Below are 14,567 nucleotides of genomic sequence, written 5' to 3'. Positions count from 1 at the left end.
GGCATTCGCGCCCCATGCTGGATGCATGGAAATCGCCGTACTCGACCAGCCCGCCGCGTCCCCGCCGCCGGCCCCGCTGCGCTTCACTGCCGCTGCCGCCGCCAAGGTGCGCGAACTGGTGGCGGAGGAAGGCAACGCCTCGCTCAAGCTGCGCGCCTACATCCAGGGCGGCGGCTGTTCCGGTTTCCAGTACGGCTTCGAGTTCGACGAGGGCCAGAACGAGGACGACATCGCCATCGTCACCGACGGCGCCATCCTGCTGGTCGATCCGCTCAGCCTGCAATACCTGATGGGCGCGGAAGTCGATTACAGCGAATCGCTGGCCGGCGCGCAGTTCGTGATCCGCAATCCGAACGCGAAGACCACCTGCGGCTGCGGCAGCAGTTTCACGGTGTAGCGCGGCCCCGCGGCGCGGGCGACAGGAACCGAGCGGCGCGATTGCGGGCCGGAGCCGGCCTGCGCGGATAATGGCGCCGCAGCGACGGGGCAACGCGGAGCGAAGATGGTGAGTCCTTTTTCATTCGTCGATGGCGCGCTGGATCGCGCCGACCACCTGCGCGACGATCCCGCCGCGCTCGCCGCCGCGTGGCCGTCGGCAGGCGTGATCGCGCTGGACGCCGCCGGCAACGCGCTGGCCGATGCCGCATCGCAACTGCTGCCGCTGGACGGCGCGGCGCTGGCCGATGGGCCGGGCGCCGCCGTCTTCCTCGGCCAGCGCGAGGGCCGCGCGTGGTTCTTCGTCGACGCCGACGCACCCGGCGTCGACGCGCCCGCCCGCATCGACCTGCGCCGCGCCGCATCGCGCTGGCCGGCCTGGCAGGCGACGCTGTTCGCGCAGGCGCGCGCGGTGCAGCACTGGCACCAGCGGCACCGCTACTGCGCGGCCTGCGGCGGCGCGCTGCGCTTCGTCCGCGCCGGCTGGCTCGGCACGTGCGACGCCTGCGGCAGCGAGCACTACCCGCGCACCGACCAGGCCATCATCGCCGCGATCACCGACGGCGAGCGCCTGCTGCTGGGCCGGCAGTCCGGCTGGCCGGCGCGGCGCTGGTCGGTGGTGGCCGGCTTCGTCGAACCCGGCGAAACGCTGGAGCAGACCGTGGCGCGCGAGGTAATGGAGGAAACCGGCGTGCGCGTGCACGTGGACAGCGCGCGCTACCTCGCCTCGCAGCCGTGGCCGTTCCCCGGCTCGCTGATGCTGGGCTTCATCGCCCGCGCCGAGCCGGACGCGCCGCAGGCCAGCGAGGAGCTGGAGGACGCGCGCTGGTTCGGCGCCGACGAGGTGCGCGCCGGGCTGGAGCGCGACTGGCGCGATGCCGACGCTGCGGGCGAGGGCATCGTGCTGTCCTCGCCGATTTCCATCGCCCGCCACGTCATCCGCGCGTGGCTGGACGAATACGACGCGGCTCAGCGCAGCCAGTAAACTCCGGCCATGGCCGCCACCCTGCTCGCCGTCGTCGCCGCGCTCGTCATCGGGCATCTCGCGCCCGCGCTCGCGGCCGGCCTGCGCCAGTTCGGCTGGTTCCGCACCTGGCTGCAATGGCTGAACGGCCAGTTTCCCGAGCACAGCTTCTGGCGCGGCCCCTACGGCATCGCGCTGGCGCTGGCGGTGCCGCTGTTGCTGCTGGGCCTGCTCCAGCTCGGCCTGCGGCATTCGCTGTGGGGACTGCCGGGCCTGCTGCTGGGCATCGCCGTGCTGTTCTGGTGCTGGGGGCCGCGCGATCTGGACGTGGACGTCGAGGCGATCCTCGACGCACCCGATCCCGCCGCCCGCCGCGCCGTTGCTGCGCGGCTGTGGCCGCCGGGCGTGTCGCCGCAGCTGGACGGCGCATCGCTGGTCGAGGCGGTGTTCCGCAACGCCTTGCAGCGCTGGTTCGGCGTGCTGTTCTGGTTCTGCCTGCTCGGGCCGTTCGGCGCGCTGCTGTACCGGCTCGCCGTGCAGGCCGCGCAGCAGGACGCCGACGCGCTGCCGCACGAGACGTCGCAAGGCGCGCGCACCTGGCTGGCGCTGCTGGAATGGCCGGTCGCCCAGCTGGCGACGCTGTCGCTGGCGCTGGTCGGCAACTTCGACAGCGTGGCCGGCGCCTGGCGCGAACCGGGCGCCTTCGGCCTGCACGGCCGCCTGCTGGCGAACGCCGCACGCGCCAGCGTGCGCAGCGAGATTGCCGAGGAAGTGGCCGACTACACCGAATCCGGCATCCCCGCCTCGACCGCGCTGGTCGAAGCCTTCGGCGAACTGCCGGAGCTGCGCGACGCCATCAGCCTGGTCTGGCGCGTGCTGGTGCTGTGGCTGGCGCTGATCGCGCTGTTCGTGGTGGCGGGCTGGGTGGGCTGACGCCTACGGTCCCCTCGCGGAACGCCTTCAGTGCTTTCCATGCCCGCTTGAGGTCGAATCAATCGACTGGAATATAGATGGCGATGGCCTTGCCCACTTTGCTGGTCTGCGTCGAAGAGATGCCAAGCCCGGACGTGTAGGCGGAGCTCCCGCTGATTGAGGTATTGGCGTAGCCGCTGCCGATGGCGCCCGTGATCTGGGTGTCTATGCCCTGAAGAAGGATGGCATTGGCGCCAAGGCTGGCCGCTTCCGCCTTCAAGCGCTTCATGACCTTGTTCATCCTGCTTTGCGCGGAAAAGCCATTCGCGCCCAGATCCGAGGCTTCCAACAGTGCGACGGTTTCATACGTCGCGGGCGGTTCCAGCAGGATTTTCACTTGGTCTGGCGATATCGGTTCGCGGGCTTTCCCGACAAGCACATGCGAAGAAGCGCATGCGGACAGCAAAACTGCAAAGACAACGACGAGTGCGGCCTTGACTGCATTCATTTCTTTTTCCCCCTTTGGTTTCTTGATTGACCGATTGCCAGAGCGGCAGGCATGGCACGTCAGCTGTCCTTGGGACTGGAATCCGACAGCACGTAGCCGGCGATGGTGCCGAGCAGGGCGGTCAGCGCTTCCGGCCGGAAGTCGGTCAGCAGCGCCAGCATGAAAAGGATCGGCAGGAACATCACGATGCCGAGGGCACGTATCGAGTTCGGCCCGAATCCTTGCTCTTTCGCTGCAAGCCGCGCATGCACCTTGTACAAGCCATACAGCATCGCGACCGTGGCTCCGAGCACCGCCAGCGTCTTCAACGCAATCAAATACCGATCGTCGACCAGCACACTTTTTGTCCCCTGACGGATTCGAGGTCATCTATAGTCTATTTTGGACTATTCCGCAATGGACTTTAGCGTGCCGTGGCCTTCCGGTCGCGGCGCGATGACAGGTTCGACTCACAACTCCGATTACCGCTTGCTGCTTGGTGTCTTGCGCGACGCAAGGCAGAGGCAGGGGGTGTCGCAAGTCGAACTGGCTTCACGACTGGGCAACACCCAGACTTTCGTGTCCAAGTGCGAGCGTGGCGAACGCCGCATCGATTTCGTGGAGTTCGTGGAATTTGCGGAAGCTTTGGGCGTTCCGCCGGAGACCTTGCTCGCCGATTATCTAGGGCAGCGCAGTAACAGTGGCTTCAAGGACAGGAAGGCGGCCCGGCGCGGAAAGACGCGCAAGGGAATGTAGTTTCCAGGTCGAAGGCTTGCCCGCGGACTTTGCGTCCCCGCTGCTTCATTTCCGCCCATTCCGAAACGCTTCCAATGCCTTCCAGGCCTTCGCGCTTCCCCACCGTCCGGTGGCGATGCCGTTCACGTCCCAGATCGCGATGCCCGCGCCGACGGCTTGCACGTCCTTCAGTTGCGCCGGCAATGCCCTGCGGCCTTTGCCTGCGCCCCACGCGTATTCGCCGCCGGGAATCCCCATCAGCACCTGCGATGCGTCGATGCCATGCTGCGTCGCCCAGGCTGCCTGCCAGCTGTAGCGGAACAGCGCCGCACCCTGCGCGCATGTTTCGCCGCCTTCGGGCGTGAAGGTTTCGACGCTGCCTTCGTACAGGTCGCCGTAGCCCATCGAGTGGATTGCATCCACGTGGCCTTGCCAGTCTTCCCACCACACCATGTTCGGCGCGTTGAAGCAGGGGCTGTGGAAGCTGTCGATGGTCAGTTCCTTGCCATGCGCCTTCAGCGCCGCCGACAGCTTCGCCACGAAGCCGGCGAATGCCGCGCGATCCGCGTCCAGCGCGCCGTTGCCTTCGAGGTCGAGATCGACGCCGGCAAGGCCGTGGCGTTCCACCGCCGCCAGCAGGTTGGCGACCAGCGCGTCGGGATGATCGCGGAAGGCGCTGCGGGCGAGCTCCCAGTCCCAGTGGTCGTTGCGGAAGTTGTACAGGGTCAGCAGCACCTTGACGTTGTTGCGCCGGCCCCAGTCGGCGAACCAGTCGGCGTCGGCGGGGCCGAGCGGTTCGCCGCGTTCGGCGAACACCAGCTCGCCGGTTTCCGTCGGCAGCCAGAACTGCAGGCCCAGCCGGGTGATCCACTGGCCGGCGGTCACGTCGCCCGCCTCGTGTTGCAGCGACAGGCGCGATTGCTGGAGCTGGTAAGGCGGCACCCAGGTCGTCACTTCGCCGGCGGACGCGGCGGTTGCGTACAGCACGCCGGCCAGCATCGCGATGGCGAGGCGATGCCGGTTCACGCGTCCGCTCCGCGCAGCGTGCGCACCTTGTCTTCCAGCAGCGCCGCCGTGGCGATGCCGCCGTCCACCGGCTCGCCGGCCACCACTTCGACGTGCGCACGCAGCCGTCGCGGCACGCGCATGCGGCCGAGCCGCGAATCGCGCTTGCTCCACATGCTGCCCCACATGTTCTTCAGCGCCAGCGGCACCACCGGCACGGTTTGCCCGCGCGCGGCGGCGCGTTCAAGGATCTTCTCCACCCCGGATTTGAACGGGGCGATGCTGCCGTCCCTGGTCAGCGCGCCCTCGGGGAAGATGCAGACCAGTTCGCCTTCGGCCAGCGCCGCGTCCACGGCGTCGAAGGCGCGTTGCATGATCTCGGGATTCTCGCGCGCGCCGGCAATCGGGATGGCCTTGGCGGTGCGGAAAATCCAGCGCATCACTGGGATGTTGAAAATCTTGTAATACATCACGAAGCGCGCCGGACGCGGGATGCACGCCGACAAAATCAGCGCGTCCATGTAGCTGACGTGGTTGCAGACCAGCAGCGCCGCGCCTTCGTCCGGCACGTGCTTTTCGATGCCGTGCAGCTTCAATCGGTACAGCGTGCGCACCATCGCCCAGCTCAGGAAGCGCATGAAGAACTCGGGAACGATGGTGAAAATCCAGATCGCCACCAGCGTGTTGGCGATGGCCAGCGCCAGGAACACCTGCGGAATCGTCCAGCCCAGGTAACGCTGGAGGGCCAGGCCGATGACGGCTGCGGCGACGATGAACATCGCGTTCTGGATGTTCATGCCCGAGATCACCCGCGCCAGCTCGTGCTTCGGCGAGCGGCTCTGGATCAGCGCGAACAGCGGCACCACGAAGAAGCCGGTGAACAGGCCGATGCCGACCAGGTCGAACATGATCCGCCAGCTGCCCGCCGCTTCGACGAATTGCATCACCGACAGCCCATGCGCCAGCGCCTGTCCGGGCCGCGCGAAATACAGGTCGAGCAGGAAGGCGCTGACGCCGAACGCACCCATCGGCACCAGGCCGATTTCCACCGTGCGCCCGGACAGCTTTTCGCACGACATCGAACCGATGCCGACGCCCACCGAGAACAGCGCCAGCGCGAAGATGTAGAGGTTCTGCGTGCCGCCCAAATTGGTTTCGGCATACACCGGCAGCTGCGCGGTCAGCACCGTGCCGACGAACCAGAACCAACTCACGCCCAGCACCGCGTTGCGCACCGCCAGCTGCCGGCGGGTGAGCTGCCAGATGCGCCACGATTCGCGCAGGATGTTCCAATCCACCTTCAGCGATGGATCGCCCGCGTCCACCTTCGGGATGCGCCGCGCCACGGTGTTGCCGGCAATCGCCATCAGGATCACCGACACCGCCGCCACCTGTGGCCCGTGCTCGCCGGCGACCTGGAAAATCAGCCCACCGAAGATCATGCCGATCAGGATCGACAGCGAGGTGCCCATCTCTACCAGCCCGTTGCCGCCAGTGAGTTCCTCGGGTTTGAGCACCGAAGGCAGGATCGAATACTTCACCGGCCCGAACAGCGTGGACTGCATGCCGGTGCCAAACAGCGCCACCAGCAGGATCGGCATGCTCTGCAGCAGGAAGCCCAGCGCCGCCAGCGACATCACCGCGATCTCCATCGTGGTGGTGATGACGATCAGCCTCTGCTTCTCCAGCTTCTCCGCGATCTGCCCGGCGGTGGCGGAGAACAGGAAGTAGGGCAGGATGAAGATGGCGGGCGCGAGGTTGGCGTACAGCCCCATCTGGCTGCTGCCGACGGCCATGTAGGCCAACAGGCCGATGATCGCCTGTCGATAGACGTTGTCGTTGAATGCGCCGAGCGACTGCACGACGAAATAGGGCAGGAAGCGGCGCTGCTTGAGCAGGTCGAACTGGCTATGGCCGGACATGCGGATCCCCGTCTGGATGGGCGAAGGATAGCGGAGGTACGCGCATCGGTTCGTTCCATCCGCCGCACGCTTGCTGCATGCGGCGGTTGATAGAGTGCCGGCATCCACCGATGGATGCCGCCATGTCCGCTTCCCCAATGCCCGCCGTCTTCCTCGGCCACGGCAGCCCCATGAACGCGCTGGAGCGCAATCGCTATACCGAGGCGTGGCGGGCGTTCGGCGCCTCGGTGCCGAAGCCGCGCGCGATCCTGGCGGTGTCGGCGCACTGGTATGTCAACGGTCTTGCGGTCACGGCGATGCCGAACCCGCGCACGATCCACGATTTCTACGGTTTCCCGCAGGCGCTGTTCGACGTGCGGTATCCGGCGCCGGGACTGCCGGAATTGGCCGAGGAAGTGGCGGACACCGTATCGCCGGATTTCGTGGTGGGCGCCGACCGCGATGCCTGGGGGCTGGACCACGGCACCTGGTCGGTGCTGGTGCATGCCTTTCCCGATGCCGACATTCCGGTGGTGCAGCTGTCCATCGACGCGCGCCGTCCGCTGGACTGGCATCTGGCGCTGGGCACGAAGCTGGCGGCGCTGCGCGAGCGCGGCGTGCTCGTGGTCGGCAGCGGCAACGTGGTGCACAACTTGCGTGCGATCGACTGGCAGCGGCCGGACGGTGCGTTCGATTGGGCCGAGCGGTTCGATACCGAGGCGAAGCGGCTGATGCTGGAGCGTCCGTACGACATCGCATCACTGGCCTCGCATCGCGACTATCGGATGGCGGTGCCGACCGACGAGCATTTCCTGCCGCTGCTCTACATCGCTGGGCTGGCGTCGGCTGCGGGCAAGCCGGCCGAGATGCTGGTGGATGGCTATGCCTACGGCTCTCTGTCGATGACGGCGTTCACGCTGGACGCGCATTGCCCGGAGGCGACTGACGAAACGGGTGGCGCGGCCTCGCTGGACACGACGCTGCCGCCGGAGGATGCGAACATCTGAGTCAAGCTGCGTCGCCGTGACGCGGTCAGGGAGCGTCAGTGAAAAACATCGGGCTTGGTCGTTGGGTGCTTGCATTCCTGATTTGCCTGGCTTCTGCCCAGGTTTTAGCGGTGTCGGAAATTTCCGGAACGGCCGATCCATCGTCACCCGAAATTGACCGGGTGGTCGATGCGCTTTGCTCGAAAGACGTTGTGCTTCTCGGGGAAGACGCTCACCACGCGGGAGCGACGACGATTGCCGTGAAGGTGGAACTCATTGAACTGCTGACGCGGAAATGCGGATTTCGAGGCGTGGTTTTCGAAAGTCAGTTTTACGACCTGCTGGATTTCGAACATGCGGTCGCAGCCGGTTCCGCGACCAGGGAGCAACTTGCCGACGCAATCGGCGCGGTGTGGTCTCGCTATCCGGAATTCAGGAGTTTCGCCGGCTGGCTGCATGAGGAAGCCAGCGTCGGGCGCATCCATGTGGCCGGAATGGATGCCCAGGCTGGCGGCGTTGCGCAGAATTACTCGCTGCAACGGTTGCCGGGTGTCCTTTCGTCAGTTCTTGCGGGCGCGCGTCGAGTGGACTGCGAAACCCGCATTGCGCGTCAGAACGGATGGGGCTATGACGACACCCATCCGTACGATGCCGATGCCTTGGAGGAATTGCACCGCTGCCTGCGCGATATCCGGGACAACCTGGATGCGGCGAAGGCGTCCGTGGATTTGCGTGCGATGGCCGATTCGTACGCGCGCTATCTGGAATTTTCCGATGGCGACGAGCATGGCCTGCGCGACAGGGCCATGTACGAAAACCTCCTGTGGATACGCTCCCATTGGCCGAAGGGTGTTCGGGTGATTGTCTGGTGTGCGAGCGTGCATGCGGCAAAAACGGCGGACGGCGTGCGGGAAGGATTTCGGCCGCTGGGCAGTTACATGCACGAGGCGTTCGGCGACAAAGTCGCGGCAGTTGGTTTCAGCGCGCTCGACGGCAGTTACGGAAATGTCGGCGGCGGTGGTACGCCGCATGCGCTTGGCATCTCTTCGGAAGGTTCGTTGGAGACGCGCGCCTACGAGGATGTGAGCGGACAGGCGTTGCGATTCCTGGATTTCCCGCAGCTCAAGGCCATGGGCGTGATTTCGGCGCGTGCCTTGAATTACGTCAAGCCCATGACCGTTGACTGGTCGAAGCTGCTGGATGGGATGATTGTGCTGCGCCGGGAAACGCCGGCAGTAGCTAAGCCGTGATCTGAATCTGCGGCATGTCTCACGGTCGCACCGGTCGTTGCTGAAACGCCCATAGCCCCGCTGCCGATCTCAGTGCGCCGCCGACAGCGTGCTGCGCACGGTGGCGCGCAGGTGGCGGCGCATGCTCAGCCAGCCGGCCAGCATCGCCGCCAAGGTGCCGACGATGGCACCGGTGGCGAGCGTGGAAACGCTCCACGTCGGCGGCAGATCCAGCACGCGCTGGGCGAAGGCGGTGCCGATGCCGGCGGCGGCCACTGCGGCCACGCTGCCGGCAATTGCCCCGATCGCCCCGAACTCCACCAACTGCGAGCGTCGCAGCTGCGCGGTACTGGCTCCCAGCGTGCGCAGCACGCCGAGTTCGGTGGCGCGTTCGGCGCGGGTGGCGGTCACGGCGGCCACGAACACCAGGCAGCCGGACAGGAAGGCGAACCAGAACACCACCTGGATCACCATCGCGGCCTGGTCGCCGATGCGCTGGATCTCGCCGGTGACGGCATCGATATCGATGACGTTGGCGTTCGGAATCTCGCGCGACAGCGCGGTGGCCAGCGTGGCGTCGCCGCGCGGGACGCGCACGGCGGTGATGTACGTGCCGGGCAAATTGCGGGCGAGATCGGGCGAGGCCAGCACGAAGAAGTTGGGCGTGAAGCTTTCCCAGCGCACGTCGCGCAGGCTGGTGATGGTTCCTTCGATGCGTTGGCCGGCGACGTCGAAGGCGAGCATGTCGCCGAGTTGCCAATGCAGTTGGTCGGCGAACTTGCGCTCCACCGAGAACTCCTGATGTGCGGTCGCCGGGTTCCAGAACCTGCCCGCCTTCAGCGTATTGCCGTTCGGCAACGCATCGGCGGTGGACAGGTTGAACTCGCGATCCATCAGCCGCCCGCCGCGACCGCTCGGTTCCGGGCGTCCGCGCTGGGTCGCACTGATGCCGACATAGCGCGCGCGGATCATCGGCGACAGTTCGGCGGTCTGGAAGCCGAGCCGTTGCAGCACTGCATCGAACGTCGGCCGTTGCTCCTGCTGCACGTTGATGACGAAGCGGTTGGGCGCATCGCCGCGCACCGTGGCCTGCCACTGTTCCCACACGTCGGTGCGCACCAGCAGCAACAGCAGCAGCGCCATCAGGCTGGTGCCCAGCGCGACCACCTGCGCGATGGTCAGCCGGCGGCGGCGCGACAGGTTCAACAGCGCATAGCGGACGATGCCGCTGCCGCCGCGTCCCAGCCGCGCGACCAGCGCCGCCAGCAGCCAGCCGGCGATGCCCAGCACCAAGACCGTGGCCAGCAGGCCGCCCAGCAGCACCGTCGCAGCGGTGGCGCTGCCGGCCGCCTGCCAGAACATCGCCAGCATGCCGGCCAATGCCAGCGCGAACAGCAGCAGGGCCGGCGGCGACGGCGTGCGCAGGTCCTGCCGCAGTACGGCGAGCGCGCTGACCCGGCGCAGTGCCAGCAGCGGCGGCAGTGCGAAGGTGAGCAGGATCCAGGCACCGACCAATGCGCCCTGCAGCAGCGGCCACGGCGTCGCCGCCGGCAGCGATGTACCGAGTTCGCGCGCGATCCAGAGGCCGGCGATCTGCTGCAGTACCAGCGCCGCCAGCAGCGCGGCGAGGATGGCGATACCGCCAAGGATCGCCAGCGTGCCGACGTACAGGCCGGCGATGTCGCGCTGCTGCGCCCCGAGCGCGCGGAAGGTGGCGGCGATGCCGCGATGCCGCTCTGCATGCTGGCGCGCGGCCATGCCGATGGCGACGGCGGCCAGTGCGGCGGTCAGCACCAGCGACACCGACAGGAAGCGCCGCGCCCGATCCAGCGCGTTGCGCAACTGCGGGCTGATGTCATCGCCGGTCTCGACCCGCGCGCCCGGTGAAGGATCGGCTTCTCGCTGCTGCACCCAGGTCTTGATCGCGGCCGGCGCGCCGGCCACCGCGATCCGCTTTGATGCGCGCGCGCCGGGGCCAAGCAGGCCGCCGGCTTCGACTTCGGCCAGCGGCAGGATCACGCGCGGGCCGAGTTCCACGCCGTTGAGCGGGCGATCCGGTTCCTCGACCACGACGCCGGCCAGCGTCAGCGGGCGGCCGCCGACCATGATCGTTTCGCCGAGCTTCGCCTGCAATCGCTGCGCGCCGCTGGCGCTCAACCACAGCGTGCCTGCATCGGGGCGCGCGCGTTTTTCCGTGCCGCGCGCGGTGCGCACCGTGTACGGCCCGAGCAGCGGCGCATCGTCCGACAGCGCCTTCAGCGTGCCGAGCTGCGGCGCGCCATGCGCGGTGCCGACCATGCTGGACAGCTCGACGCTGCGATAGAAGCGCAGCGCGAGTTTGCGCGCATCGTCCGCAGCGGCTTCCACGTCGCCGCTGTCGCGGCTGAAGGCCGCATCGCCGCCGACCAGACGCCGGCTCTGTTCGGCCAGCGCGTCGGTGGTGCGTTGCGCGATGCTTCCCACGCCGGCCAAGGCCACCACCGCCACGAACAGCGCGGCCAGCAGCACGCCGAACTCGCCGTTGCGCCAGCCCTGCCACGCCTGTCGCGCGGCCAGCTTCCACAGCCCGGTCGCGGTCACGGCAGCAGGCGTCCGGCGTCCAGCCGCAGCTGGCGGTCGCAGCGCGCGGCCAGGCGCTCGTCGTGCGTCACGATCACCACGGTCGCGGCGCGCGCGGCGTCCATGTCGAACAGCAGGTCTTCGATGGCAAGCCCGGTGCGGCGGTCGAGGTTGCCGGTGGGTTCGTCGGCGAACAGGATGCACGGCCGCGCGACGAAGGCGCGGGCGATGGCGACGCGCTGCTGCTCGCCGCCGGAGAGCTGGCGCGGCAGATGGTGCAGGCGTTCGCCCAGGCCCACGCGCTGCAGCAGGTCGCGCGCGGCGTCGCTGCCGGATTTGCCGCGCAGCTCCAGCGGCAGCGCCACGTTGTCGAGCGCGCTCATCGCCGGCATCAGTTGGAAGTTCTGGAAAACGAAGCCCACCGCCTCGGCGCGCACGGCGGCGCGCGCGTCCTCGCTGGCCGCGTGTATCGGTGTGCCGTCCAGCCACACCTCGCCGCGGCTGGGCAGATCCAGCCCGGCCAGCAGCGACAGCAGCGTGGTCTTGCCCGAGCCCGATGCGCCGACGATGGCCACGCGCTCGCCCGGCGCGATGTCCAGGTCGATGCCGTCGAGGATGGTCAGCGGCGCGTCGGGCAGCGGCACGGTCTTGCCGACGCCGCGCGTTCGCAGGCTGCCGCGTTGCGGCGTGCTAGCGTCTGCGTTCGGTTTCGGATCGGACGGTGCATCGATGGCGGCAAGATGGCGGGCGTGGGTGCTGGGCGTGTGTTCCATGCTGGCGATGCTAGCGGCTCCCGACGCAATTGCGCGTGAGCGGAAAGTACTGGTCATGGGCGACTCGCTGTCCGCCGCCTACGGCTTGCGCCCGGAGCAGGGCTGGGTAGCGCTGGCCGATGCGAAGTCGGACAAGTACGGCTTCCACAACGCCAGTATCTCCGGCGAAACCAGCGCCGGCGGGCGCAGCCGCATCGCCGACGAGCTCAAACGCGTGAGGCCGGATATCGTGGTGATCGAACTTGGCGCCAACGATGGCCTGCGCGGGCTGCCGCTGAAACAGATGGGCGCGAACCTGGGGTGGATGATCGGCAGCGCCAAGGCGGCCGGCGCGCGCGTGCTGCTGATCGGCCTGCAGCTGCCGCCGAACTTCGGCGTCTACGCCCGCGATTTCCAGCGTAGCTATGCGCTGATCGCGCAGCGCCTGGACACCGGCCTGATCCCGCATTTCCTTGCGCCGCTCGGCGTGGAGCGCAACTGGTTCCAGGCCGACAACCTGCACCCGGTGGCGGAGGCGCAACCGCTGCTGGCGGACGAGGTGCTGGCGGCGCTGGATGCGTTGCCCTGAGTGATTTGCTCGTTATTCCCGCGAAGGCGGGAATCTAGCATTTGACGTGGCTTGATGCGGTTCCGGAATGGCAAAAAGCAAAAACCGGATTGGACAGACATTCGTCTGTCACAAGCGGCCCGCCTTCGCGGGAATGACGGTTACTGCTCGCGGATGATCGCGCGCCAGCCGAGCAAGCTCGGCACTACGGGGCGGGGTGTTCCCGCGCGATCGCGCGCCAGCCGATGTCGCTGCGATGGAACTCGTTGGCCCACGTGATCGCATCGACGCCGGCGTAGGCATTGCGCTGCGCGTCGCGCACGGAGTCGCCCAGCGCGGTCACGCACAGCACGCGGCCGCCGGCGCTGACGGTGTGGCCATCCGCATCCAGCGTGGTGCCGGCGTGGAACACCTTGGCATTCGCGGAAACCGCATCGAGGCCGGAAATGACGTCGCCGGTGATCGGCGTGTCCGGGTAGGGCCTGGCCGCCATCACCACGCCCAGCGACGGACGCGGATCCCACTGCGCGTCGATGCCGTCGAGCTTGCCGTCGATGGCGGCTTCGACGAGTTCGACCAGGTCGGATTGCAGGCGCAGCATCACCGGCTGGGTTTCGGGATCGCCGAAACGCACGTTGAATTCGATCACCTTCGGCGCGCCGCTGGCGTCGATCATCAGGCCGGCGTAGAGGAAGCCGGTGAACGGCACGCCGTCGGCGATCATGCCGGCTACGGTGGGGTTCACCACCTCGCGCATCACCCGCGCGTGGACTTCGGGCGTGACGACGGGCGCGGGCGAGTACGCGCCCATGCCACCGGTGTTGGGGCCGGTGTCGCCATCGCCGACGCGCTTGTGGTCCTGCGAGGTCGCCATCGGCAGCGCGGTCTTGCCGTCCACCATCGAGATGAAGCTGGCTTCCTCGCCGTCCAAAAATTCCTCGATGACGACGCGCGCGCCGGCGTCGCCGAAGGCGTTGCCGGCGAGCATGTCGCGTACCGCCGTTTCGGCCTCGGCCAGTGTCATCGCCACAATCACGCCCTTGCCGGCGGCGAGGCCGTCGGCCTTGATGACGATGGGCGCGCCCTTCTCGCGCACGTAGGCGAGCGCCGCATCCACATCGCTATGCACGGCATAGAACGCGGTGGGGATGCCGTGGCGGGCGAGGAAGTCCTTGGCGAACGCCTTGCTGCCTTCCAACTGCGCGGCGGCGGCGGTAGGGCCGAAGATGCGCAGACCGGCGGCGCGGAAGCGATCCACCACGCCCGCGACCAGCGGCACTTCCGGGCCGACCACGGTCAGCGCGACGCCTTCGTCCTGCGCCAGCTTCAGCAGGCCGTCGATGTCGGTCACTTTCACGGCGGCGTTGCGGCACTTCGCTTCACGCGCGGTGCCGGCATTGCCGGGGGCGACGATGACTTCGGAGACGCGCGGCGATTGCGCCAGCTTCCACGCCAGTGCGTGCTCGCGGCCGCCGGAACCGATGACGAGGAGTTTCATGCGTGGCTCCAGTGCGAAGACATCCGGTCAGGCGACCGAGAAGGCAGGGTGGTAGGCGACATCGGCGGACGGAAACGCCGCGTCCGCCGACAGTGCCATGAAGTATTCGGCCGGCGCGCCGGGGTAGCGCAGCGAGGTGTGCCGGCGGAAGCCGAAGCGCGTGTAGTACGCGGGGTCGCCAAGCACCACGCAGCCGGCTGCGCGCAGCGCGGAAAGTTCCGCCAGCGCTGCACGGATCAGCGCGCTGCCCACGCCGCGTCCCTGGTCGCGTGGATCGACGGCGACCGGGCCCAGCCCGTACCAGCCGGTGGAACCGTCGTCCAATGTCACCGGCGACAGCGCGACGTGGCCGGCGACGCGCCCGTCGATGTCGGCCACCAGCGACAGGCTCAATGCGCCTGCGTCGCGCAGTGCATCGACAATGCGCGCCTCCGTGCCCGAAGCGTGCTTCGCGCTGGCGAACGCCGCCGCGGTCAAGCGATGGATCGCGTCATGGTCGGCAACGGTTTCGGCACGAATCCACATGGCGCGGCGGC

Annotated in this window: 15 protein-coding genes; 7 read left to right on the top strand and 8 right to left on the bottom strand. The window is 67.9% G+C overall.

Features of this window, described 5'->3' with window-relative positions; genetic code table 11:
• Positions 1–25 precede the first annotated feature (25 nt).
• The 3 genes from erpA to H9L17_RS06690 all read left to right on the top strand — a co-directional run bounded on the left by erpA (position 26) and on the right by H9L17_RS06690 (position 2,332).
• The gene (gene erpA / locus H9L17_RS06700; RefSeq protein WP_187571554.1) at positions 26–397 is read left to right on the top strand and encodes an iron-sulfur cluster insertion protein ErpA; all 372 of its coding nucleotides are present in this window, start codon (positions 26–28) and stop codon (positions 395–397) included.
• Between the two features lie 105 nt (positions 398–502).
• Positions 503–1,420, top strand: a complete 918-nt coding sequence (nudC, locus tag H9L17_RS06695; protein WP_187571553.1) for an NAD(+) diphosphatase — start codon at positions 503–505, stop codon at positions 1,418–1,420.
• Between the two features lie 9 nt (positions 1,421–1,429).
• Complete coding sequence (locus H9L17_RS06690) at positions 1,430–2,332, top strand: hypothetical protein (RefSeq protein WP_187571552.1); 903 nt, start codon at positions 1,430–1,432, stop codon at positions 2,330–2,332.
• Positions 2,333–2,390: 58 nt separating this feature from the next.
• Here H9L17_RS06690 and H9L17_RS06685 read toward each other — a convergent pair whose 3' ends face one another.
• Entirely contained in the window at positions 2,391–2,819 is a 429-nt protein-coding gene (locus H9L17_RS06685; protein WP_187571551.1) for a hypothetical protein, read from the bottom strand.
• 59 nt (positions 2,820–2,878) lie between these two features.
• Entirely contained in the window at positions 2,879–3,157 is a 279-nt protein-coding gene (locus H9L17_RS06680) for a hypothetical protein (protein WP_223158088.1), read from the bottom strand.
• A 58-nt stretch (positions 3,158–3,215) separates the two neighbouring features.
• Here H9L17_RS06680 and H9L17_RS06675 point away from each other — a divergent pair, with 58 nt between their 5' ends.
• A complete protein-coding gene (locus tag H9L17_RS06675) occupies positions 3,216–3,554 on the top strand; it encodes a helix-turn-helix domain-containing protein (protein ID WP_246455183.1) in 339 nt (112 codons plus the stop codon).
• Between the two features lie 45 nt (positions 3,555–3,599).
• Here the strand turns inward: H9L17_RS06675 and H9L17_RS06670 are convergent, their stop codons facing one another.
• Together H9L17_RS06670 and H9L17_RS06665 are read right to left on the bottom strand one after the other, a co-directional pair.
• A complete protein-coding gene (locus H9L17_RS06670) occupies positions 3,600–4,559 on the bottom strand; it encodes a glycosyl hydrolase family 18 protein (RefSeq protein ID WP_187571550.1) in 960 nt (319 codons plus the stop codon).
• Positions 4,556–6,460: an MFS transporter gene (locus tag H9L17_RS06665; protein WP_187571549.1), complete on the bottom strand. Its 1,905-nt coding sequence runs from the start codon at positions 6,458–6,460 to the stop codon at positions 4,556–4,558. The genes H9L17_RS06670 and H9L17_RS06665 overlap by 4 nt, the downstream gene beginning before the upstream one ends.
• Before the next feature lie 122 nt (positions 6,461–6,582).
• Between H9L17_RS06665 and ygiD the strand changes: the two genes are divergently transcribed.
• Both ygiD and H9L17_RS06655 read left to right on the top strand, forming a co-directional pair.
• On the top strand, positions 6,583–7,446 hold the full coding sequence (gene ygiD / locus H9L17_RS06660) for a 4,5-DOPA-extradiol-dioxygenase (RefSeq protein WP_246455182.1): 864 nt from the start codon (positions 6,583–6,585) through the stop codon (positions 7,444–7,446).
• 38 nt (positions 7,447–7,484) lie between these two features.
• The gene (locus H9L17_RS06655; RefSeq protein ID WP_187571548.1) at positions 7,485–8,675 is read left to right on the top strand and encodes an erythromycin esterase family protein; all 1,191 of its coding nucleotides are present in this window, start codon (positions 7,485–7,487) and stop codon (positions 8,673–8,675) included.
• Positions 8,676–8,744: 69 nt separating this feature from the next.
• Here H9L17_RS06655 and H9L17_RS06650 read toward each other — a convergent pair whose 3' ends face one another.
• Together H9L17_RS06650 and H9L17_RS06645 are read right to left on the bottom strand one after the other, a co-directional pair.
• The gene (locus H9L17_RS06650; protein WP_187571547.1) at positions 8,745–11,234 is read right to left on the bottom strand and encodes an ABC transporter permease; all 2,490 of its coding nucleotides are present in this window, start codon (positions 11,232–11,234) and stop codon (positions 8,745–8,747) included.
• Positions 11,231–11,986 carry an ABC transporter ATP-binding protein gene (locus H9L17_RS06645; protein WP_187571546.1) on the bottom strand — a complete coding sequence of 252 codons (756 nt, stop codon included), beginning with the start codon at positions 11,984–11,986 and terminating at the stop codon, positions 11,231–11,233. The genes H9L17_RS06650 and H9L17_RS06645 overlap by 4 nt, the downstream gene beginning before the upstream one ends.
• A 55-nt stretch (positions 11,987–12,041) precedes the next feature.
• Between H9L17_RS06645 and H9L17_RS06640 the strand changes: the two genes are divergently transcribed.
• The gene (locus H9L17_RS06640; RefSeq protein ID WP_246455181.1) at positions 12,042–12,554 is read left to right on the top strand and encodes an arylesterase; all 513 of its coding nucleotides are present in this window, start codon (positions 12,042–12,044) and stop codon (positions 12,552–12,554) included.
• 184 nt (positions 12,555–12,738) lie between these two features.
• Here the strand turns inward: H9L17_RS06640 and purD are convergent, their stop codons facing one another.
• Positions 12,739–14,031 (bottom strand): phosphoribosylamine--glycine ligase, encoded by a 1,293-nt coding sequence (gene purD / locus H9L17_RS06635; RefSeq protein WP_187571544.1) that lies wholly within the window; start codon positions 14,029–14,031, stop codon positions 12,739–12,741.
• Between the two features lie 27 nt (positions 14,032–14,058).
• On the bottom strand, positions 14,059–14,556 hold the full coding sequence (locus H9L17_RS06630) for a GNAT family N-acetyltransferase (RefSeq protein ID WP_187571543.1): 498 nt from the start codon (positions 14,554–14,556) through the stop codon (positions 14,059–14,061).
• Positions 14,557–14,567 lie beyond the last annotated feature (11 nt).

The sequence above is a fragment of the Thermomonas brevis genome, assembly GCF_014395425.1.
In the GTDB taxonomy this organism is placed as follows: domain Bacteria; phylum Pseudomonadota; class Gammaproteobacteria; order Xanthomonadales; family Xanthomonadaceae; genus Thermomonas; species Thermomonas brevis.
The sequence above is the reverse complement of the archived record's forward strand: the minus strand, read 5'-3'. Positions and strand labels throughout refer to the sequence as shown.